Consider the following 21,755-nt stretch of genomic DNA (forward strand, 5'->3'; position numbering starts at 1 on the left):
CGATGAGAGCAGGAAGCCGTGCTGAGAATCCGGTGGTCTAGTCCGGTGATGCGGCCACGCTGTACGGCGACGTCGCGATCCGTATGACCCGGGTCGAACGCCGGGTCAACGGAATCAAGTCCACCGGGCGGAACGACAAGGGCATCCAGTACCGCTTCGGCCTGAAGTACGGGCAAGCGGCGACAGGCCGGTGCGGTGGGGTATTCGACGCTCAGGCGATCAGCCTGGTCGACGACGGATTCAGCCGCGGACCAGAAGCTGACGTCCGCGGGCACTGGGACTGTGCTGGTCGGCCGCGCGCTCGGCCCGGTGCTGCTCGCGCTGGCGATCCGCGCCCGCGTCAAGCGCTAGGCGTGCTGAGGCCGCGCGGGCTGTTGGGGGTGAAGGTTGTCGGCTCGGGGACGGCGGCCCAGTCGCCCGGGCTGGGAGGGATGCCGGTGGTGCTGGCGTAGATCTGGGTCCGGTTGGTGCCGTCGGCGTTCATCACCAGCAGTCCTTGGGTGTCGACCATGAACAGGAGCAGGGCGCTGTCGGGGGACCAGGCGGGGAAGACGTCGTTGTTGTTGGCGCCGGAGATGTTGGCGGGGTTGGTGCCGTCGGCGTTCGCGGTGTAGACGTGGGCGCCTTGGGGATCGGGGTTGAATGCCGAGAAGGTGAATGCCCAGAAGGCGATCTGCTTGCCGTCCGGGGACCAGCGCGGGTGGTGCAGGGTGTGGCCGGGGACGCTCACCAGAGGGGTGTTCCCGGTGCTGTCGGGCGTGACGGTGGAGATCAGTCCGTCGGAGGAGCTGTAGGCGATCCTGGCGCCGTCCGGGGACCAGGCGGCCTCGAGGCCGCCCACGCCTAAGGTGACCGGGTCGGTGCCGTCGGCGTTCATGACCGTCAGCCTGCCGCGGTCGCTGCAGGCGAGTTTGGAGCCGTCCGGGGACCAGGTCAGCGACTGGCCGTCGGCGTAGGCTCCGGACGTGATCTGGGTGATCTCGGTGCCGTCCGGGTTCATGGTGAGGACTTGGACGTCGGGGCCGACGCGCCTCTCGAACGCGACCTTGGTGCCGTCCGCGGACACACGCGGGACGAAGGAGTCCTGGCCGCTGACGACGGTGGCGATCCCGGTGCCGTCCGGGTTGATCGAGAGAATGGCGCCGGACTGGGTGAAGAAGATCTTGCCGTTGCCGCCGGGCAGCGCCGCCTGCGCGGGCCCGGCCGACACCGCGGCGGCGAGCACGCCGCACGCCGCCAGCACCGCCAGGCGGCGGGGTGCGCGAGCCCGGGGTCTCGCTACTGTTTCCGGGGTTTTCCGGACTGGCCTGAAAGGCGTCATGGGAGCGGGTTCTCCTTCTGTGCCCGCACGTGGCGGCCTGTCGGTCCAGAACCGCGTCGGTCACGACCGGGCGTTACTGGCGCAGCCGCCCCGGCGCACGGCGTGCAACCCGGCGCGTGACGGCCGGCGTCCACGCTCCCGCATACCCGAGATCGAGCGCAGGGGCCGGAACTACCGCAAAACGGTGACCTGCGGCCTCTTGCGCCGCACCCGGCACGCGATCTCGAAGCAAAACTGGGAGGGCGGCGTCGCGTTGAATCAGTTCTGCAACCGGAACCGGGCGATCGAGAAGAACCCGTTCTGGGTGACGATCCGCTAGCCGAGGCCAGGAGGAACGCGTGAGCGAGCCGGTGAGGGCAGCGACCGCTGAGACATTCGAGGCGTACGCGATGGTCCGGTTGATCTGGACCGGGATTTCGGCGAGATCCTGGAAGCCCGTCGGGCCGAGCTGCTCCAGGTCCGAGTCCGCGCTGACGATGCCTCCCCGCCGACTGGTGTCGCGATCGCCCAGCAATGCGGCGTCGGAAAGGCCAACCTGCGGGCGGTCCGTGACGCGTACTACGTCCGGTATCTCGGACTGCCGCCCTTCGACGCACGAACCGCTCGGCAGCACAGCCACGCCAGCACGCATTCGGAAGCCCGGTCTTTGCGCCGGATAGCAACAAAAAGCGGCCCGCAGAGGCCTCGCTGGCCGTGTCTGACGTCGGATGCGGCCAGGTCGGCCGGCTCGGGGCGCGGCTGTGCGCACACCCCGCCGGTGCTGGTCCGCGCCAGTCTTGCGCTCGCGTCCTTCGTTGCAGCTCAGGCATTGCGCAGTGCGGCCGAACCCGCGCTGTCGGCGGCGGGAGCGGAGATCTCAGGTGAGCGGAGCGGCGTTCGTACTACCGCACTTTCTTGGTTGTTCTGCGGAGTTTTCCGCGCAGTGCGCGGAGTGCGATCGGTCCGAGGTCGTCGACCACCTCGATCAGCACGGCCAGCCGGTCGAGTGCGTCCAGGGCTGCCTGGGTCCCGTCCGGGTCGACGCCTTCGTAGAGCTCCAGTCCGACGAACCCGGCGCTCACCGCGCGTGCGAGGCCCGCGATGTCGATCACCTCGGATACCGGGGAGCCGGCCAGCAACCTGGTCAGGGCACTCTCGATCGGGGTGATCCACAGCTGCAGGGCCGTCGCGGTGGCTTCGGCGAGCTTGGGGTCGGCCTGGGCGCCGGCGAGCATCTGGGCGAGCACCGTGACGTTGCCCTGGGCGCGTTCCTCGGCATGCAGGCCGCGGCCGAGCGCGAGAAGCTGCCGCAGGTCGGTGACCTGGCCGAGACGTTCGGCAAACGGTGTCACCCGGGCCTGGGTCGCGGCGAGGCACGCGGCCTGGAGCAGGTCGTGGACGGTGCCGAAGTGGTAGAAGACCAGCGCCTGGTTGATCCCGGCGGTGGCCGCGATGCTCCGCGCCGTGGTGCCGATGAGCCCGTGCGTGCGGATCGTCTCGATCGTGCCGTCGATCAGGCGTTGTCGGGTGTCGGCCACGGCTTCACCGTAGAGGCCCCGGCCGCCGGTGGCTGACGGCACCCGGGTGAGGCAGTCGCTCCGGAGGGCCAGCGGGCCGGTACTCGAAATGCCACCACTCGTTGTCATACACCCGATACAGGTGATGGCGCGCGCCGTTCCGCTCCAGCCAGCGCGAACCCTCGACAGGTCGCACGTCCAGGGCAGTGCCCGCGACATGCCGGGACTCGTGCGGCGGCAGCGCCCGCCGCCGGGCCGCCGCCGGCGACCCGCTCCGACGGACCTCCTCGGCGAACAACCGTTCCTGTTCCCCGGCATCCCGGTGCCCGGAGGTGAGCCCGATCAGCTCGCCGTCCCGCCACAACGCGTGCGTGCGCGCCGCGGTGAACGCCGCACGGGTCGCCGGCGTCAGGCCGGTGAGGTCCTCGGCGGGGAAACGCACCGCCAGGGCCCATTGGCAGGCTGTGCGCCGAGCCCGGCGCGGCGTGATCACGAACGCAACCGGCAGCAGCGCTGCTGCCAGCATCCGGGTAACCGCCTTGTACCAACGGTCACGGCGGTGTGCACGGCCACGATCGGCAAGAACGCTCGTCACGACTAACCCCCCACTCCGGTCGTGCGCACGACCGCCCAACTCGCTCTTGAGCAGTTGCTCAAATCAGAGCATAACCGAGATTTGAGCAACTGCTCAAGCAGCCTCGTCGTCGCCGTGAAGACGTGCTGGTGTTGCACGTCGTGCGGTGGCCGCACCCGAATCTCTCGAAATTCCCGTTGCGCGCCAGTGCTTGTCTGTACCTGACGTCCCCGCCCGACGACCTGCTCGCGGCGTGGCGGGCGGGTTAAGCGGTTCTGCGGCTTTGGGCGACGTACTGGTTGTGAACCTGTGTCTCCGGAACGGATGTCCTGCTGCTCGGCGGCTTGCGGTCGTGGGCGGCGGCGTGCCAGGTCGCCGTGACGGCGGCCGTGCTGGGCGGGCTGCGCTGGCGGCGCAGTGCGTTGGGATTGGCCGCGGCCGCACCGAGCGTGTGGAGACGGTGATGCCGCGCTGCACTTCTGAGCAGACCTCCAAGGAGGTGCCAGACTTGTTCACCGTTCTCGCGCACAACGGGTTTGGTCGTTGACGGGTAGGGGTTGACTAAGGCCGGCGGATCGTCCGGGAACACAACTCAAGCAAGGTCCTGGCCGACGGCGACGCGTTCTGACCCCATCCAAGAAGATGGCTATTCGAGTTCCCTTTTGCCTGGCAACGAGGGACTGCCGCGGTCGCATGGGGGTGCTGCGGAAAGCGTTGGGGGTCGGAGAAGGCCGCTCCCGCATGCGCGGCGACCCAATTTGATTTGGGGCCCATCTCGGTTTCGTGGTGCGTGGACGGGAAGCCGCGCCCCATCCGGTCGGGCACGGGCGAGGTCGACTGGCGCCGGCGAGGACCCCCGCGCGCGGGGGAGACGATCTACGCGGACCTGTTCCTGAGGCTCGTCCGGATCGCCGACGGTCTGTTCGCCACGACCCTCACCGCCCGCCAGCGTCCCGCCCGGTGGCTTTCCTTCGCGATCGAGTGGATGAAGTCCATCCTCGTCCCGGCACCGGCGCACACCTTCACCGCCCCGCCCCGCTCCACCGCGTCGTTCTGCAGGTCCTCAACCGCGAAAGTCAGGAGCGCAGAACGAACGCGGCGACGTCGCGGCCGAGCTGGCGCCCGGCGTCGTGGTCGAGCCGGGTGTGCACGCCCGCGGGGATGCGGCTCAACCCCGCTTCGTTGGCCACGTCCTGGAACGTGCTGAACCGCCGGACCACGTTCGGCAGCGCCTCGGACGTGACCTCCAGTGCCCATCGCGACCCGTACTCCTCGCGCAGGACCAGTGCGCCCGCCTGCGAGACGACGCTGTGCGCGCCGGGGTACGCCGGATCCGCCGGGGTGGTGGCGAGGCTCGACCAGTCCGGGATCGCGTCCGTCGCCGGGTTTCCGTCGCTGTCGGCGAGGCGGGCCGCGGTGATCGGCCGCCAGATCCGGTAGTGGTACTTCGCTTCGTAGAACGCGATCACGGCGTCGGCGAAGGTCAGGTTCAGCTGTGCGAACACCCGGGCCGCGTCGAGCAGGTTGCTGCGCGAACCGCCGACGACCGACTGTGCGATCTCGTTCCAGTAGTTCCAGATCGGTGCCGCCCAGAACTTCGCCTGCACGGTCTGGTCCGCGGTGCGGGTAGTGCTCGTGTCCCGGCCTGTCGCGGCGACCTCGTTCAGCGCTCTCGCGTACCGGGCGCTGTCCAGCGCGGGGTATGGACAGGGCCGGAACTGCCCGGCCCGGTCGAGTACGAATGGCGTCACGGCGGGCCAGTGGGTGAACACCGCGTGCGCGAACGCGGGCGGCGTCGGCCGGTACTGCCCGGGGGCGGTGCCCGGCGTCAGCACCGGCGGGACCGCCGCGGAGCCGTCGTCCGCGCGCAGGCCGAGCAGCAACCGGGCCACCAGCCGCCCGGCTCGCACGCCACCGTCGCGCGGGGTCGGCGGTATGCCGTTGAGCTGCCCGGTCAGCAGGCTCGCGAGTTCCGCGGCCCGGGTGGGGTAGAGCGCGGCCAGGACGTCGTGCGCGGCCTGCGCCGCCGCCGCTTCCGGCGACGCGAGGCCCCGGACATCGAGCGTGAACAGGTACGGATGCCCGTTGTCGGTCGTCGCGACGACGGCGTCGTGCATCGCCGCGTGCAGCAGCGCGAAACTGCGCGTCGGGTGCACGGTCGCAGGCTGGAGGCCGGGCGTGCGCACGATCGCCAGCAGCTCGCGGTTCCAGGCGAGGACGACGTCCGCGCCGCCCGATCGGATCGGCGTCGCCGCGGCGGCGGGTCTCGGCAGGCCGGCGGTGGCGAGCACGGCGGCGGCCGCCCCGCCGGTGACGAGCAGTTGCCGGCGTGACATCGATGTGGTCATTTCTCTCCCCGGGTCGTCGGAAACTCTGTTCACAGATACGGTCTCCGGTTACGGCGTAACCCCGGTTCGTATCCCTCTGGTGGTGGGAAGAACGCGGTGGGGGAGAAGGCGGGCGGTGCCGGTGGCACAGCGGTTCCGGCGCAGACGCGTCGAACAGGACGAAGCGGGCGCGGCGCCCCGCGCGCGGCTGCACGCGGTCGGCGCGGACGTCTACCCGGACTGGGAGGCGGTCTACCGCGACAACGTCGACCGCGTGTTCCGGCTGGTGTTCTCGAAGGTCGGCAACCGGCCCGACGCGGAGGACCTCACCGCGGAGGTCTTCCTGACGGCGTTGCGGCCGCTGCGGGTCTCGGCGAGCGTGGGCGAGGTCCGGGCGTACCTGCTGGCCACCGCGCGGACGGTGCTGGCCGGGCATTGGCGGCGCACGCTCGGCCGGGAGATCACCGCCCTGGACGAGGAGCGCGACATCGCCGCGTTCGAAGCGGACACCGTGGACCCGGGCGTGCTCGTCCGCGCCGAGGCGATCCTCGCGCAGCTGCCCGAGCGCTACGGCCGGATCCTGCGCCTGCGGTTCCTGCAGGCCTGCTCGTTGAAGGAGGCGGCGGCCGAGCTGGGCACCACCGTCGGCAACGCGAAGGTGCTGCAGCACCGCGCGTTGCGCCAGGCGGCCCAGCTGGCGGAAGGGATGGAGACGTGAGCACTCGAGGCGTCCGCCGGTTCGTCAAGGACCTCCTGCGCCGGCGCCGGCCGCGCCCGTTCGAGGCCGGCCCCGGCGACGAGGCTGAGCTGCGGACCGCGGTGCTGCTGCGCGCCGCCCGGCCCGGTGGTGCGGCGGCGAGCGAGGAGTTCGTCGCCGCGCTGCACCGCCGGCTCGCCCAGGAGCTGCGCGAACCCGAGCCCGTGCGAGGCGGCAACCGGCGCCGGTTCATCCAGGTGTCCTCGGCCGCCGCGGTGGCGGCCGCGGCGGGCGCGGGCGTCGAGTACCTGGTGACGTCCGGGGCCGAACCGGCCGCCGCGCCTCCGGAAGAGAAGACCCTGCGGCCCGAGAACGGCCAGTGGCGGGCTGTTGTCGCGGCCCGCGACCTGCCCGAAGGCGGCGTGCTGCCGTTCGACTTCGGGGCCGTCGCCGGGTTCGTGCAGCGCTCCGGCGGGCAGGTGCGCGCGGTTTCGGCGACCTGCACGCACCTCGGCTGCCGGCTGAACCTGGACGCGCCGGCCCGGCGGCTGAACTGCCCGTGCCACCGGACGTCGTTCGCCGTCGACGGCGCGGTCCTCACGCACCAGCTGCCGGTGACCCCGCCGCCGCTGCCGCACCTGGTGGTGCGCGAGTCCGGTGGCGTCGTCGAGGTCCTGGTACCGGTGGAGGGAGCGTAACCCCCGCACGTATTCCTGGTATGAGGAAATCCGTTGGGGTGAAACACTTTCTGCTCATCACTGCGGCCGCGCTGGCGTTGACGGCCTGCGGCGCGCCGCCTCCCGCCGCGCCGCCTCCCGCCGCGCCGATGACGTCGATGCCCGGGATGATGCCGTCGTCGTCGACCGCGGCCGCCAGCTCGAGCGCGAATGCCGTGGCTATCAAGGATTTCGCGTTCGCGCCCGCCGCGACGACGGTAAAGAAGGGCACCACCGTCACCTGGACCAACCAGGACCAGGACGCGCATACGGTCACCAGTACGGGATCCGGCGGCCCGCTGCGGTCGCCGACCCTCCAAACCGGACAGTCCTATCAGTACACTTTCGGCACGCCCGGCACCTTCGAATACCTGTGCACCATCCATCCGTTCATGACGGCGACCGTGACGGTGACCCCGTGACCGAAGACGACCACAGCCCGGAAGGCATGACCCGGCGCCAGCTCCTGTGCCACACGGCGTGGTTCGGCGCCGCGGTGGTCCTGACCGTCACCGGCGGCGAAGTCATCAGCCGGATCGCCGCGCCGGACGACGCGGCCGCCGACGGCGACCCGAACGCGCTGCGGTTCGTCCAGATCAGCGACAGCCACCTCGGCTTCACCGGGTCCTCGAACACCGCCGTCGAGTCGTCGTTTTCCGAGGCCATCACGCAGATCAACGCCCTCGGCCACCGCCCGGACTTCGTCATGCACACCGGCGACCTGACGCACCTTTCGACGCCCGCCCAGTTCGACCAGGTCAAGCAGATGATGGGTGCCCTCGACACCGGGCACGTGGCCACGGTGCCCGGCGAGCACGACTCGATCGACGACGCCGGCCAGAAGTACCGCAAGGCGTTCGGCGCGGGCACGGCGGGCGACGGCTGGTACAGCTTCGACGTCAAGGGCGTCCACTTCATCGCGCTGGTCAACACGCTGAGCCTGGAAAAGCTCGGCCACCTGGGCCCGGAACAGCTGGAGTTCGTGCGCAAGGACGTCGCGAAGCTAGGTTCGGACACGCCGATCGTGGTGTTCAGCCACATCCCGATGTTCGCGATGTACCCGGCGTGGGGCTGGGGGACCGACGACGCGACCCAGGCGCTCTCGTACCTGCGGCGGTTCTCGTCGGTGACCTGCCTCAACGGGCACGTGCACCAGCTTTTCACGAAGACGGAAGGCAACATCACCTTCCACAGCGCGACGACGACCGCGTACCCGTTGCCCCAGCCGGGATCGCGGCCGGCGCCGACGCCGGTGACGCTGCCCGCGGGCAAGCTCAAGGACGCGCTCGGCATCCGCGAGGTGTCCTACCGCCCCGGCGGGCCGGGCCTGGCGGTGAAGGACGTGAAGCTGGCATGAACACCGTCCTCCGCCTCGCGACGGCGGTGTTCCTCGCGGTGAGCGGCTATCTCCACGCGCAGCTGTACATCGGCGGCTATCGAGTGATCCCGGTGATCGGACCGTCGTTCCTCGTTCAGGCTTCCGCGGCGTTCGCGGTGGCCGTGCTGGTGGCTCTGGGTGCCCCCTTCCTGCTGCGGCTGGCGGCCGCCGCGCTGGCAGCGGGCGCCTTGGCGGGCTTCGTGCTTTCACGGACGACCGGATTGTTCGGCTTTTCCGAACGGGGCTTCCAGCCCGCGCCGGAGGCTTTGCTGAGCGTCCTGGCGGAAGCCGCAGTGCTCGTCCTGGTCGCGATCACGCTTTACCGGGCGCGCCAATCCACGCGGACAGCCCACACCTGAACTCCGGCGGCGCACCGCGAGCGGCAGGCCCCCGCGGTGCGCTCCGGTTCACGGCCTCGCGACGGGGCATCCGCTTTGCGGTGGCCGAACTGGCCGAGGACAGTGGCGTGGACCGGTGCCGCACCTGCACCGCCATCGCCGACCAATCCGCGCCTACCGCAGGCATTTTCGGCACGCCGATGATCTGACCCCGAGCTTTTCGCGCGGGGGAGCGCTTCGCGGGTCACTCCTAGTGAGTGACCGGGCGTGACCATTGGTCGTCCGGCGGTGACGAGTCGGTAGGTGACCCAACCGAGCAGGCCGGCGTCGCGGACTCGTTCGTACGCGCGGTCGAGCACCTGTTGTCTCTCCGGCTGCGGACGCAGGTCCGGTCCGCTACAACAATGAAAAAGAGGCGGTCGTAGTGACCGCCTCTCCCCGTGTGTCTAACGTATGTGTCCGAGGGGCGAGTTGCACACTATCCACAACGCTCACGCTGGGGCAAAGCGCTCGGCCTTTGACATAGTCCGCGTACTCCGGGAGCACCGCGTCAAAGTTCTTCCTCAGTCGGAGATCCGACGCGGGTTCACCGGACGGCGCCGGATTCCAATCGGCTTCTCGTTCCAGTGCCTTGTGCGGCTCGCCTCGCTGCAGCCGCCCACGAATCGGGTGACTTGCCCTCGCGGTTGACGACTTTGAGGAGGTGGTCCGCGCCTTCCTGGCCGTAGGCCGCGAGCACTTCGAAGTTGAGGTGCCCGGACCAGTTTTGATAGTCGCCGATGACGACCAGACGGCGGCGGGCGCGGGTGACGGCAACGTTCAGAAGATTGGGTGCCTGTGCTGCCCAGTCGCGTGACCAAGCCTGGTCGGCAGCCGTGCCGAGGACGAGCAGGACGATATCTGCTTCTTTCCCCTGAGTTGTGTGGACGGTGCCCAGCCGATTCGATCCTGGCAAGAGCCGGGATCCGACTACGGTGCGGAGGTTGTCGACGACTTCGCGGAACGGACTGACGACAAACACCGCTTCGGAGACCCGCCGAGTGAGTTCCAGCTTCCGCGTCCGGTCGTTCTCGGCCCAGGGGGGAAGTGCGGTGCCTGCGTCTGCCAGTTCGGACTCCATGCGGTGGGCGATGCGTTCCTGGATGGTGTCCAGTGTGGCGACGACGTAGCGTCCTTCGACGGGGTTCCACTTGGAGGAGCCCCTCGGCTGGGCACGGACGTCGAGCCAGGTGTCCTGTGCGATGAGATCGAAATCCGGGCGCGGCGGCACGCCGTAGACCATCATGCCGTCGTAGGCGATCTTGTTGGAAACCTCGAACATGAGCCGGTCGCACCGGCGGTGGACACGCAGGGGAGAACCGACCCAGGTGTATCCCTCGTCGTCAGGCGCTGGCAGCCAGGTCCCGAAGGCGTTCAGCCGATCCGCGATCGACTGGACGGACGCGTTTTTCGGGGCCCATTGCAGGTCGACCCGAAATTGCCGGCACAGGCGTTTCTGGCCGGACCACGGCAGGGTGAGCACGGGTTCCAGCTGCCGAGGATCACCGACAACGACGGCGCGCTGCGTCCTCCAAAGAGCACCGACGGCTGCCTGCGGCACGGCCTGCCCGGCTTCGTCAATGAACAACCATCCGAGTGCCTCGCGGCCCAGGGACCTGAACATCCGCGACATCGACGCGAACGTCGTGGAGACGACTGGCACGACGAAAAACAACATCTGCCAGGCGGCCAGTACTGTGCTCGCCGGGAGATCGGCTGGCGCGCTACCGCCGACCACGTCCATCGCCGCGCGCAGGTTGCCCCAGCACCGGCGGGGCTCGGCGGCCAGCACTGCCTGATGGAGCTCCAGCGCGGCGAGAAAGACTCTCGACCTGGCCGCGGCGAATTCCTCGTCCATCCAAGGCGCAGAGGTCTCCCGTCGCTCCATTGCCGGCAGGTCGCCGGGTTCGGCTTGCCATTCGGCGCCCGGCACGTGGGCAGGCCATTCGCGAAGCGCCTCCGAGAGCCGCTGGGCTTCGAGCTTGAGCTCCGCTCGCCGGGCTGCCACCGCGCTGTCGGTTGAACCGACTGCGGCGGCCGCGAGCTCGATTTCTCGCTCGCACCGGGAGAGCCAGGCCCAATTCCTCTGCTCTCTTTCGGCTGCTTCGTGCAGATATCGTTGCTGTGAAGTGAGCAGTGCGGCGCTCCGACGATAGGCTGCGTCGGCCGCGTTCATCAGGCGGTCAGCTTGGTCGAGCGCCTCGGCAAGGGGTTGTGCCTCGCCGCGCCATTCGCTCAGGGCGCGCCGTGAGAAGAGCCTGCGGACCAGGCCGGGCTTACCCGAGATGTGGCTGTACAGCGCGGTACTGGCTGCCTTGACGTGGAAGCTCGCTCGGTCGCACTCCTTTTTCGAGGTCGTGAGGGCGTTCCGCGCTTTCTCGACTTCGTTCTCTGCACGCCAGCGCTCGTCGCGGGCAGCCTTGGCCTGCCGTCTCAGGTTGTCGCTATGGGCCTGGAGCCGGGTCGCCTGATCACGTGCGTCCTCGGCCTTGCCGCGCAAGAGGCGCAGCAAGGCATCCGGTTCGTCAAGTCGCCCCAGAGATGCCGCCACTGCCTGCCTCTCTTCGGCGAGCAGTCGCACCTCGTCCACCGCGGCGTTGAACTGCTTGACGGCGTCCTCCCAGGACGGCACTTGGGCTGCGGTACCGTCCTTGAGTGCTTTGAGAATCTTCTGTAGACCGAGAAGCTCCGAGGATTTCTTCGGAGCATTCTTTCGCCGGCCAGTGCTTCCCCACCAGAATCGGTCGACGAAGTCAGATCGGTAGTCCCGCCGGCCCAGGCGGGCCGCGACTGCGCCCCAGCAGGGCGTTCCAGCCAGCAGGCTGGCGGGTCCGGCGAGGTAATCGGCATCGGGAAACGATTCGAGGTCGACGTTGGTCACGGACGGTACCTCGAGCGTGATGTTCTCTACTGCTCCGTTGTTCGACGAAGCGACGACGATCTCGAAGCCCGTCAGTTCGGAGTGCAGCGGAAAGATGGCCTGCCTGTAGACCTTGGAATCCTCGCCCACCTCCCACGCGACAGACGACTTCTCGAATGCGTCGCTCGCGTTCTTGAGCTTCGCTAGTCGGAGGGCGCGTTCGACCACCAAAGCGGCGATCATGTCGCGTAGCATCGTCGTCTTGCCTGTTCCAGGGGGACCGTTGACCGCGTACACGCCGCGCGCTGTCGGCTCCTTGAATCCATTGAAGATCTCGTTGATGGAAAACTGCTGGCTCAGTGTCAACGGACGGTCCGGAGCAGCCGGCCAACGCCCGAGCGGCATCGAAGCCGGCTGCAAAGACCGCAGCATGGTATGCGGAGACGTACGCAAGTCGACTCTGCGCGAAACGTCGATGGATTCATCGGCGCGCAGATATGCTGCCAGCGCTCCGCCGGCGTCGCCGCTTGCTACTGCGTCGGCTACTCGATCAAGATCGTCGGCGTAGAAACTGTTGAGGAACTCGTCGGTCGATACGTCGTCGCTGGACTTCAAGGGTACTTGGTAGCTTTTGACGCGGACCGTGTCCGGTTTCAACTCCTCCGCTACACCCAGAGTCTCGGAGACCCACCGGGTGATGGCGGCTAGGTCGTCTACGGTCAAAACCTTCGTGCCAAGGCCGATCGGCGGAGGCTCTGGCTCGCCGGCATTTCCCCTTTCTTCGATCCGCTGTCCCGCGGGTTGCTCTTTCTTGTGTTTCGCTGTCGCGCTGATTGTTTCATTGAGATCCTTGGCCAGCGCATCACCGACTTTCTCGATAACCTTCGCGGCGATCGGACCGACCGACGGTGCGGCAACTGCGCCCAGCACCGACGGCAGTGACGCGATACCCCCGGTCACGACGTCGAGAGCGAGCCGGGCCGCTGTGCCGGCGACAAGTCCGGTCTCTCGTTTGCCGCCCGGTTCGACCGGAATCTTGCCATCACCGATCTCAAGAAGATAAGCTCGCAGCTGCTCCTCGTCCGTTTCGAATCCAGCCAGCCAAGCGTCATCGTCCGGACCTGGCGTCAGGGTCCTGCTCACGGCCCACCCACAGGTGGAAAGAGTAACGCTGTCCTGCAGCAAACGGCCGCGGCTGTCGACGGCGAAACTCAGGAGTGCGCTCTTGCCCCCGACGCGACCGTCGAAATCGTGTTCGTCCTCGGGCGCACGGAGGGTGTTCTGGAGTACTTCACGCACCTTGCCGACGTCGAATACTCCGGCGTACACCGTGTGCCGCCACGTCCAGTTGTCCTTCGCCGGGCCGAGCGTGTCCTGTTCCCAGGGCAACGCACGTCCGTGCATCACCGCACGCATCCCTTTGCGGGGATCGATCGGATCGACTTTCGGCGGACTGAAATACTCCACCGCCCGCCAGTAGCGGAGAATTTGCGCTTGGCGTTCCAGCTCGGCGTTCCCGTGTTCCATACCCCTGACCCCCTCAAGCCAGTTGCTGCGCCGTGACCTTACACCCGTGCCTTTCGACAACTTCGCCGGACGGCTGATGCGGTATCGCGTTGGCGCTCAGCAGACAGTCGTCGTGCGTGGCGGGCTGCCGTCATCCCGTCGTGCTGGTGAGGCATGGACCGACGACATGTCCAGGTCCGCCTGGATCCGACCGGCTCTTCCCGCTCAGTCACGCTTCCGGACAGACGGACTCATTCGGACTTCGTGGGCCGACGTCCTAGGCGTCGCCAGTAAAGCTGGACGGAGATTTGGAATTACCTATTCGCTGTCGCACGCGTGGTGCGACGGGTCCGGCTCATCTACGGTATTACGCTGATCTGTAAGGGGGTGTTGGCTGACGCCAGCGAGATTGCCCCTGAGACCAGAGCTGAGCGCGCGAATGTGAACAGTGTGCTTGGCGACAGCGTCTTGTCCAAGCGGTGAATCGCGTACGCGAGCCCCTCCGGGCGGCCGCCGAGTGCATCGTCGCAAGCGGTATGCCGAGCGCTTGGGGCGGCGCGGTCGCGATCGCTGTTTGTTGCCGTGGCAGGGTTGATGACGGGTGTGTCGGCCGTGTTGTCGGCGGATCGCCGGCACATTGGTCTGGGGGGCTTAGCCGCAGCTCCGTCGGTGCTGCGCGAAGCCGGGGTGGCGTTGCCGGACGGGATCGCCCGCGGTGCGACTTGACACCGGCCGGGCGGGCGGAGACGCCTGCAGAACGATTTCACGTTCTCGTCCGGGGAGGGGACTGAGGCGAGAACATGCTGCTCCTCCGGGTGCCGACGCTGCGTGGACCCGGCGATCTCGCCCGAACCGAGCTGGCCGATCCGAATGCCTCAGCAACGACCCCGCGGAGACGGACTTCGTGAGAGGGATGCCGGATCGCACCGACAGAAACGAAGTGCGATAAGCAATCGGGGCGGCTGCGTCTCCAACCGCACCACCGATCTGGTGGATCCCTAGGGAGTTGAACCCCCAGTGTCCGAGGGGTGAGTTGCACACTAGCCACACGCCTGCACCTGGCCCAGTGAACGACGGAGCTTTCCCGTAGAAGGCAGCACGTCGGTTTGGCTCTGGCCTACTGTCGGCGGAAGGTGACTCCACGGGCGTAGCGCGCGTTGGTTATCCGAGTGCGCCGAGCTGCTGCAGGCGTGCCAGCGCAGCTGCAGCGTGCTGGCGCAAGGCTTCGTCCAGGTCACGTCGCTGTGCTGGTGAAGCTTCCGGCGATACGAAGTACTCGTCGACCTCGGAGAACAGTTCGTCGAGGACGGCGAACACGTGGTCGGGGTGCAGGGCTTCGTCGTTCTTAATCAGGTGGAGGTATTGCTGCTCGAACTGGCCAGTGTCGATCGTGCGGTCAACGAACCGCGCGATCAGCTCGCCGTAATCGGCTCTGTCGCGCTTGTTCTCTTCGGAAGCGTTCACCTTCACCCCCCGCCCAAGGATCCTCGTTCGATGACGTTGCGAAGCTGCTGGACGTTCAGTTTCGAACCCGTCCCGTATGCTCCATCAGGTGCCAGCGTCTCGCAGACGCGGGTGTTCTCGTTGTAGATCAGGATCGCGGGGTCCCAGCGGCAGCGGCCGACGTCCGCTGTCTTGATCGAGTTCGCCAGGTCTTCCGCCAACTTTCGCAGCGCGTCCTAGTTGGCTTTGGCGCTGGCGTTGCTCCGGTTCTGGTCGACGCTGAAGTCCTTTGCGTGTTTGAAGTGGCTCAGCAGCTGGCCGTTCGGACAGTCCGGTTCAGGGACTTGGTGCACGGTGAGTTCATCGCTGGTGAAGCCGCCAAGAAGGTTCCGTCCCAGCGGGCCATCCGCCCGTGACACGAGCACTATAGGCCGGACGGGTGCCGAGAACTCCAGGGGGAGCACCTGATCAGCGACGAATTCTGAAGTAGCGCATGCACTCGATCCGAAATGGGGTCAGGGTTTCTCGAATGCGGCACGCCGTGGCGTGCCGAGCGGCACGGAGGTATCGCCAGGGAACCACCCCTGTCACGGTCATTCGTATCGGTGACTGCGGCGCTTGTAGGGCCGGGGGAGCAGGGCGAGGCGTTCGGAGGTCCAGAAGTCGTTGTCTTCGTGGATGTCGAGGGCACCGTTCTTGCGGACCAGCCAGAGCACGTCCAGGTTGCTGAAGACAGCGTCTCCGGGAATGCGTTCCAGCAGAGCGGTGGTGAGGCGGATCAGGTCTTCTTGCTGTTCGACGACCTGGTCGTGTTTGTCAAGCTCGAACAGTACTTGGACGGTGGGCGTGATGGTGCCCAGTTCGGATACTTGCGGGTGCCACGGTTGCGGGCGGGCCGGGCCGACCTGCAGCCAGGTCTGGCGGGTCGTCGTGCTCGACGCGAGCAGCTGTTGAGCGGTGACGGTTTTCTCGACGATCCCCAGCGACAGGCCGGCCTTGGCAACCTCTTCGGCGACCTCTTCCGGTGTCAGACGGGTTGTCAGGTCCAGGCTGTAGTCGAGTGACATGTGACCTCCTCGGTCATCAAGGGAACAGATGGACAATGGTGCCATCGCGGTCGACCGCGATTACTTCCTTGAGACCTTGAATGGGCCAGGTTTTCAGTTGTTCGCTCAACGCCTCCGCGGTGACCGGGCTGTCGCCCAGGTTGACCACGATGTGGTCGGCTTGTCTTCCGACCTTCTTTTCGATTGCTGTCGCGATGCTGCGCGGGGCGTCCGCCGAGGGGGCGTAGTTGTCGAAGATTTTTCCGTTGATGCGGTAGTCCGGCTTCGTGCCGTTGGGCATCTCTCCGGGGTTCTGTTCGACGTCGTAGCCAGCGCGAGCGAGAATGTCGGCGGATTCGTTCTCGCGTTCGAGCCCGCGGCGTGTCGTAGGGTCGGCTCGTTCCGGGATCTTTGTCGGGCGGCCGCCGGGTTTCGCATTGGGGTCCGGTGCTCGGGCAGGTTCGGTGTGGCCGCTGACCTGGTCGCTGATCTTGGTGGCGTCGGCGCCTTCGACGTTCGGGTTCGGGGTACTGCTCATCGCTGTTTGCATGGCCGGCACGACGCCTTGGGTGATCGCGATCGCGCCGCCTGCGGTGATCAGGACGGCTTCGGCGGCGGTGACCACTTCGGCCACCGGGGCGACGAGTGCGCCCGCGGCGTCGACGCCGAACAATTCCAGGCCCTCGATTACCGCGGCGATGAGGACGTCGAGGGCGCCGTCGGTGGCGATGCTGCCGATGACGAGGATGACACCGACGACGGCCATGTCGTCGACGACTTCTTTGATCTTGTCCTTGATTTTCTGCTGGGTGTCCACGTTCCAGACGCGGAAGTCGACCAGGCTTTCGCCCAGTTTTCCCAGTACGGCCGGCAGTTCGGCGAGGATCGACTGTGGTCCTGCGGCACGCTGCCAGAATTGCTCGAGCGCGGTCAGGTCGTCTGAGCTGTTGTTGCCGACCAGGCTTTGCAGCTGGGCGTGGAGGCCGTTGACGAGGTCCTGGACCGCTCCGCCCGCGTTGCGGCAAGCGGTCACCGCGTCGTCGAGCCGGTCGGTGTCCGCGGTGGGGATGTGTTTTTCCAGGAATCCGGGCATCCACCAGGGCGAGTCGCCGGTGAGCACCGCGAAGTCGGTGTTCCCCGGCCACTGTTGTGGCGTCAGCGGTGCACGCGGCGGCCCGCCCGGGTTGCCGGGCACGCTCGACTGATCTGCGCCGACGTGGTTGAGGGCGGAGACATCGATGCCCTTGCCGATCGAGCCGAGCAGGTCGAAGGCGGTGCGGAAGCCGTCGTTGACGATCGAGTCCATCGCCGCGGCCCAGCCGTTCTGGTACTGGTGGGCGCCGTCGCACGCCCCTGCGGCACCGGAGGCGGCGTCGAGAGCGTTGAGGAAGTTCTGCCGGATCTGTTCCAGTCCGCCTTGGGCGTCGACGAAGTGCTGCGCCGCGGAGTGGAAGTCGGTGGGCACGATTTTGACCCGCGTGGACGGCGCGGCTTGAGCTGCGGCTACCGCAGGCGGCATCAGGACACCCGCCAGATCGAGACATTGGTGTGCACTGCCCGCGCGTGGTTGTCGTGGGCGTTCAGGACGACCTCTCGTACCCAGTGCAACTGGTCGCGAAGCTCGCGGGCCGAGCGGGACCATTCGTCGATCGCGTCGTGGAAGCGGTCGTGCGCTTCGCCGTGCCAGCTCCGCCCGAGGTCGCGCACGAGTTCTTCGACGCTGTCAAGGTCCTCGGTCGTCGCGTCGATGTGCCTGGCGATCGAATCCGCCAGATCACTGAGTACGGCGAAGTCCGCCGTCAGCTGATCCACTGGCCTCTCCCTCGGAAGGTCCGCACCTTCTCCCCGACGCCAGGCTAAGCCAGCGAAGGGTCAGCTGTGATGCTTTTCCGTAGCCAGTCCGTAACGCCCAGTATTGTCCGGTTTCTCCGGCTAAAGTGGGCTCGGCGTTCCTGAGCTGGTTGCGCCGGCGTCGTGGCGCTGTGCTGCCCGACCACTCGTGTACATCTGGGGCATTGGCCAGGGCATGGTGCACGCGGTTGAGCACGCCCGGCGCACCTTCGCCATGTCCGGAGGCGGCCTGATGCCCGCCGAGCCGGACGAGAAGCCGAACACCGTGGGCGAGTGCACGCTCCGAGGGACCGCGGAAGCGTTCACGGTGGGGCGCACTTCAAGCACGACCCGCTCACCGGCGAGCTGCGAAAACAATGCGGTCACCCCAGGTTGGGGGCGGTCCGTCGGACGGCCCACCCCCAACACTGCTTCCGTGCGAGGAGCAATCGCGCGTGTCGCGGGCCTGGTCAGCGCTGGCGGCGTACCCACGGACCGGCCGGATACGAGGCACTTCGCCGCGCAGCGTCTCCGGGCCGGGTCTGGCTGAGGTCGTTGGCCGTTCCGCTGAACACCGGCCACTACATGTCCACTGTGTCCTCGTCCGGCGTGTTGCCGCCAGCTTTGCCCTGCGCATTCGGATTAACCATGTCGCGGAAGTGCCGCAGCGCGAGTTTTCAGAGTACTGACCTGGGGCAATGTTGTGGCCGAAGACGATCTTGCTCGCTACTCACATGCTCGGGCTCCGAGACTTCGGCGCCGCTGTCCGGCGCTTGCTTGTGGCGCCTAGGTGGGGCGCGCTAGCTGAAGAATTCGAAGGGCGGTCTCGGCCGGCTTCCGGCCAGCGGTCAAGGTGTCCAAGGTTGTCACGCACGAGCGCCGGTCCGTCGGGTTGAGGCCGAGACGTGCGCGTTCCCGGACGCCGTCGAGACCTTCGGCGAGCGAGCGGTTCTGCGGAACCCACTGCTCAGCTCGTTCAGTGAATGGCGGGAGCGCCCTGTGAGCCGAGTTCCATCGCCCCACGATCGGCGGCTTGACATTGCACACTCTGTGTACTCGACTTTAAACAACGGGTAGTAGGGGGTGTGATGGGGGCACTGTACATGCCCATTCTGAAGGGCAAGGGCGGCGAGTTCGAGGCACTTGCCCATATGGCCCGAAGTACGGCGAGTTCAGTCACGCCGCTGATCGAAGCGGTGCCAAAGTCCGGCGCTACAGAACTTGACGTGTCCTGGTTCGTCCGTGAGATCAGGACCGTTTGGCCGCTTAGCGAGATGGTGGTCATCGATCTCTGCCATCTTGGCGCCGCCGGTCAGCCAGCATTGTGGGAAGAGGTGCTCAGCGAGGCTCGGCACTACCAGGCCAAGGTCGTTCCTGCCGTGCATTTCGATGACGAAGCATCAGTTGTGGAGTTGCTGGGTCGGGCATTGGCTGTGGACAGACGTGGCTGCTGCTTGCGCATCGATGCGGCGGACCTTGGCGAGGACCCCCAAGACCTCGCCATATGGGCGGCGGACCTGCTTGCTGACCTGCGCATCGAGCCCGATGACGCGGACTTGGTCCTTGACTTCGGCGCGCTGAGCGACGACCAGACCGTCTCACGCGCGATCGAACGAGCCATCGAACATCTAGAGCGGCTTCCGCGGCTGGAGCGGTGGCGTTCTGTCGTGGTCGCCGGCGGAGCTTTTCCGGAGAACCTGTCGAAGGTGGATTCGTGGTCGCTGACGTCGTTGCCCAGGCGGGAAACCGGCCTGTGGGCAGGCTTGGCATCGCGGAAGAACTTCTTTCGTCAGCAGCCGATTTTTGGCGACTATGGCGTCGCCTACCCGCCGCATACGCGCCCAGTTCGGGCCAATCCTCCGCCGAATATCCGCTACGCAGTAGATGGTCACTGGATGGTTTTGCGTGGCAGGAAAAACGATCCGCGAGGAAACGAGCAATATCGCGAGATCTGCCGGATCATGTCTCAGCTACCGGATTTCGGGGGCGCAGAGCTGAGCTGGGGCGATTCGTGCATCGCCAAGGTCGTCGCCAACGAGATAGGCCCTGGCAATCCTAAAAAATGGCGGGCGTACGGGACGAGTCATCACCTCGAATACGTCACGAGCAGGCTTGCCAGTCTGGGCGCGCCATGATTGCAGCGTGCACGGTTCGCTGAATGTCATCGATCGACATCGTGTCCGCCATGCGCTCCCAGAGCCGAAAGCGAGTCGCCGAAGAGAGCCCACGATGAAGGCCGCGCAGGCGCAGGGCGGCCATAGCCTCGTCGCGCCAGAGCAACTGAGCGACGGTGTAGGGGTCGGGGGACGGATTGCGTGATGCCCCACGTATCGGCTGGAAGGCAATCTGGCCGTCGCGGCCGTCGGCTACCCAGATGCCCCACCAGGCGGGCAGCATGGCTGATGCCTTGGCTTCGTGACGAGGTCCGCAGACCAGGGTGGCAAAGTCGAGCACCCGGCTGTATCGATCGATCTGGCCTGGCAGCCGGTCAAGCCTGTCGCGGTCGCTCTTGATCTCGAACCCGGCGAGAGTATGCCCGATAACCGCGATATCGACTCGGGTGTCTCCCAGACACAGCCCGAGTTCGTCGCGGATGATCGCACCGCTTAATGTTGTCGACTCGAGGTGCGCGCGCAAAGCAGTCCGGATGTCGCGGTCGTTCACTCGAGCACCATACGTCACATCTGCTCCGCCCAGCCGCTGGCCGGGCTGCTCCCTGAACGCCCCAAGAGTTCGCCTCCCTACCCTGCGCCAGTGGCGCGGCCAACTCGGGCCTCCGAACGCCAGCCGGACCGACAAGCCTCCCCTTGTCCTTCCGTATACGACCAGCCGGACAGTCTGCGGCCAAGTGCTATCGGGACGCTCGCGGCGAGGCTCACGGGCACGGACCAGGCGGCAGTCGCAGCGTTCGATTAGCCCCTCAGGTTCGTCGTTGGCCTGGCAAGAGGTGACCGACCTCGTTTCACTCGGCAGGCCAGACGATCGGTTTCCCCGCGAAGCAGCAAAGGCCGGTGGCTCTGATCCTCACTAGGATCAGAGCCACCGGCATCGAGACACGGGTTCAAGTCCATAGGGACTTGAACCCCCACGTGTCCGAGGGGCGAGTTGCACACTATCCACACGTCTGTTCCTGCCGACGTGAGGGCGGAGCCACGTCACAGCGCGTACGGGTACCGCCGGATGTGCGTTTTGCCCTCGGTCTCTTCTGCGTAATCCCACGGTGAGCGGCCGCGAATCTTTGGGTTGCGGGCGACGTTGTCGTCCGCAGCAGTACAGCGGGCGCACCATTCCCAGTCACGAACGTGGGAGGCTGGAAGGCCTTCGCCCCTCAACGCCAGCACCCCCGCCTAGCCCGTACGGTCGATCAGCTGAGGGCTTTCCCGCCCAGCAGGGTCTCGCCGTAGGCGAACACGTAGCCGTCGCCCACCGTGACTGGACGGAGCGCGGCCAGGTCCTGGTCGGCTGTGAGCACGTCTGGGGCGAACTCCAGCTCGGCACTGCCTTTCCACACTGTCGAGTACTCGATGTCGGCGACCCTGCTGGACACCAGTTCGTCGACCTCGGTGCCGCTCGGCACCCAGGCGGGAAAGGTCCTGGTGTGGGCAAGCGGCAGAGTGTTCAGCACAGGCGGGGCCGGCGCTTCACCGGTTAGGACGACCCGGCCGTTGACGATCCGCCGGTCGTTCGCGGCCAGCGAGGCTCGGTAGGCGGCCCCCGCGGCCGCACGGGGCCCGGCCCGGCCCGCGCGGACCGTTTCGGTCATCCGGACCGAGCCCAGTTGCTTGGGCATCCCCTGCACCCAGCCGCGGACGAGCGGCACCGAGCGGTCCACCCAGGCGTACGGGCAGCGGGCCATGGGCCGATCGCGGTGCACGACCGACAGCAGGAGCATGAACTCGCTGAACTGGCAGCGGGCTGGATCGTCCAGTTCGGCTTCGCTGTCCGTGCACCACTGCCAGCGGGAGAACGCCGCCGCTGCCGCACCGGCGTCCGGGCCGAGAGCGAGTTCCGGCGGGAGAAAAGCGGCTGCGCGGTCAGGGTCGACGCGGTAGTCGATCCAGACGAACTCGCCGGAGAAGTGCCATGGCGGTGGCGCGACCAGGGACGCCCGTCCGGACGGCGACAGCGGAAGCGTGTAGCCGTGCGGCGCGGATCGGGTGTTGTGCTCGATCATCGGTCCTCCG

Annotated in this window: 20 protein-coding genes; 7 read left to right on the top strand and 13 right to left on the bottom strand. The window is 67.2% G+C overall.

Going from position 1 to position 21,755, the window contains the following annotated elements:
- Positions 1–195: 195 nt before the first annotated feature.
- Complete coding sequence (locus tag ACZ7SW_RS20295) at positions 196–351, top strand: hypothetical protein (protein WP_470231964.1); 156 nt, start codon at positions 196–198, stop codon at positions 349–351.
- On the opposite strand, the gene ACZ7SW_RS20300 is transcribed toward ACZ7SW_RS20295, so the two are convergent.
- The 5 genes from ACZ7SW_RS20300 to ACZ7SW_RS20320 form a co-directional block, all read right to left on the bottom strand.
- Positions 341–1,321: a TolB family protein gene (locus ACZ7SW_RS20300; protein ID WP_470231965.1), complete on the bottom strand. Its 981-nt coding sequence runs from the start codon at positions 1,319–1,321 to the stop codon at positions 341–343. The two genes, ACZ7SW_RS20295 and ACZ7SW_RS20300, sit on opposite strands and share 11 nt — an antisense overlap.
- A gap of 73 nt (positions 1,322–1,394) precedes the next feature.
- Complete coding sequence (locus ACZ7SW_RS20305) at positions 1,395–1,940, bottom strand: hypothetical protein (protein WP_470231966.1); 546 nt, start codon at positions 1,938–1,940, stop codon at positions 1,395–1,397.
- Between the two features lie 262 nt (positions 1,941–2,202).
- Positions 2,203–2,838, bottom strand: coding sequence for a TetR/AcrR family transcriptional regulator (locus tag ACZ7SW_RS20310; protein ID WP_470231967.1), 636 nt, complete (start codon positions 2,836–2,838; stop codon positions 2,203–2,205).
- Positions 2,839–2,842: 4 nt separating this feature from the next.
- The gene (locus ACZ7SW_RS20315; RefSeq protein WP_470231968.1) at positions 2,843–3,343 is read right to left on the bottom strand and encodes a D-alanyl-D-alanine carboxypeptidase family protein; all 501 of its coding nucleotides are present in this window, start codon (positions 3,341–3,343) and stop codon (positions 2,843–2,845) included.
- A gap of 1,124 nt (positions 3,344–4,467) precedes the next feature.
- Positions 4,468–5,739 carry a vanadium-dependent haloperoxidase gene (locus tag ACZ7SW_RS20320; protein WP_470231969.1) on the bottom strand — a complete coding sequence of 424 codons (1,272 nt, stop codon included), beginning with the start codon at positions 5,737–5,739 and terminating at the stop codon, positions 4,468–4,470.
- Positions 5,740–5,854: 115 nt separating this feature from the next.
- On the opposite strand from ACZ7SW_RS20320, the gene ACZ7SW_RS20325 reads away from it, so the two are divergent.
- From ACZ7SW_RS20325 to ACZ7SW_RS20345, 5 genes are read left to right on the top strand one after another with little or no spacing between them, the layout of a single operon-like run.
- On the top strand, positions 5,855–6,436 hold the full coding sequence (locus tag ACZ7SW_RS20325) for an RNA polymerase sigma factor (protein WP_470231970.1): 582 nt from the start codon (positions 5,855–5,857) through the stop codon (positions 6,434–6,436).
- Entirely contained in the window at positions 6,433–7,113 is a 681-nt protein-coding gene (locus tag ACZ7SW_RS20330) for a QcrA and Rieske domain-containing protein (protein WP_470231971.1), read from the top strand. Before ACZ7SW_RS20325 ends, ACZ7SW_RS20330 begins: the two co-directional genes overlap by 4 nt.
- A gap of 38 nt (positions 7,114–7,151) precedes the next feature.
- The gene (locus tag ACZ7SW_RS20335; RefSeq protein ID WP_470231972.1) at positions 7,152–7,553 is read left to right on the top strand and encodes a cupredoxin domain-containing protein; all 402 of its coding nucleotides are present in this window, start codon (positions 7,152–7,154) and stop codon (positions 7,551–7,553) included.
- On the top strand, positions 7,550–8,488 hold the full coding sequence (locus ACZ7SW_RS20340; protein ID WP_470231973.1) for a metallophosphoesterase family protein: 939 nt from the start codon (positions 7,550–7,552) through the stop codon (positions 8,486–8,488). Before ACZ7SW_RS20335 ends, ACZ7SW_RS20340 begins: the two co-directional genes overlap by 4 nt.
- Positions 8,485–8,868, top strand: coding sequence for a hypothetical protein (locus ACZ7SW_RS20345; protein ID WP_470231974.1), 384 nt, complete (start codon positions 8,485–8,487; stop codon positions 8,866–8,868). The genes ACZ7SW_RS20340 and ACZ7SW_RS20345 overlap by 4 nt, the downstream gene beginning before the upstream one ends.
- 565 nt (positions 8,869–9,433) lie before the next feature.
- Here ACZ7SW_RS20345 and ACZ7SW_RS20350 read toward each other — a convergent pair.
- The 6 genes from ACZ7SW_RS20350 to ACZ7SW_RS20375 form a co-directional block, all read right to left on the bottom strand.
- Positions 9,434–13,273: a DEAD/DEAH box helicase gene (locus ACZ7SW_RS20350; protein ID WP_470231975.1), complete on the bottom strand. Its 3,840-nt coding sequence runs from the start codon at positions 13,271–13,273 to the stop codon at positions 9,434–9,436.
- Positions 13,274–14,413: 1,140 nt separating this feature from the next.
- Complete coding sequence (locus ACZ7SW_RS20355) at positions 14,414–14,722, bottom strand: colicin immunity domain-containing protein (protein WP_470231976.1); 309 nt, start codon at positions 14,720–14,722, stop codon at positions 14,414–14,416.
- The gene (locus ACZ7SW_RS20360; RefSeq protein ID WP_470231977.1) at positions 14,719–14,916 is read right to left on the bottom strand and encodes a hypothetical protein; all 198 of its coding nucleotides are present in this window, start codon (positions 14,914–14,916) and stop codon (positions 14,719–14,721) included. Before ACZ7SW_RS20360 ends, ACZ7SW_RS20355 begins: the two co-directional genes overlap by 4 nt.
- A gap of 372 nt (positions 14,917–15,288) precedes the next feature.
- Entirely contained in the window at positions 15,289–15,762 is a 474-nt protein-coding gene (locus ACZ7SW_RS20365; protein WP_470231978.1) for a SitI3 family protein, read from the bottom strand.
- Between the two features lie 16 nt (positions 15,763–15,778).
- Positions 15,779–17,260 (bottom strand): CdiA C-terminal domain-containing protein, encoded by a 1,482-nt coding sequence (locus ACZ7SW_RS20370; protein WP_470231979.1) that lies wholly within the window; start codon positions 17,258–17,260, stop codon positions 15,779–15,781.
- Positions 17,260–17,553, bottom strand: coding sequence for a WXG100 family type VII secretion target (locus ACZ7SW_RS20375; RefSeq protein WP_470231980.1), 294 nt, complete (start codon positions 17,551–17,553; stop codon positions 17,260–17,262). The genes ACZ7SW_RS20370 and ACZ7SW_RS20375 overlap by 1 nt, the downstream gene beginning before the upstream one ends.
- 1,121 nt (positions 17,554–18,674) lie before the next feature.
- On the opposite strand from ACZ7SW_RS20375, the gene ACZ7SW_RS20380 reads away from it, so the two are divergent.
- Positions 18,675–19,706: a beta family protein gene (locus ACZ7SW_RS20380; RefSeq protein ID WP_470231981.1), complete on the top strand. Its 1,032-nt coding sequence runs from the start codon at positions 18,675–18,677 to the stop codon at positions 19,704–19,706.
- On the opposite strand, the gene ACZ7SW_RS20385 is transcribed toward ACZ7SW_RS20380, so the two are convergent.
- Positions 19,672–20,235: a sce7726 family protein gene (locus ACZ7SW_RS20385; protein ID WP_470231982.1), complete on the bottom strand. Its 564-nt coding sequence runs from the start codon at positions 20,233–20,235 to the stop codon at positions 19,672–19,674. The genes ACZ7SW_RS20380 and ACZ7SW_RS20385 overlap by 35 nt on opposite strands.
- Before the next feature lie 700 nt (positions 20,236–20,935).
- Positions 20,936–21,745 carry an acetoacetate decarboxylase family protein gene (locus ACZ7SW_RS20390; RefSeq protein WP_470231983.1) on the bottom strand — a complete coding sequence of 270 codons (810 nt, stop codon included), beginning with the start codon at positions 21,743–21,745 and terminating at the stop codon, positions 20,936–20,938.
- Positions 21,746–21,755: the final 10 nt, after the last annotated feature.

The organism is Amycolatopsis sp. NPDC114484, from assembly GCF_055633755.1.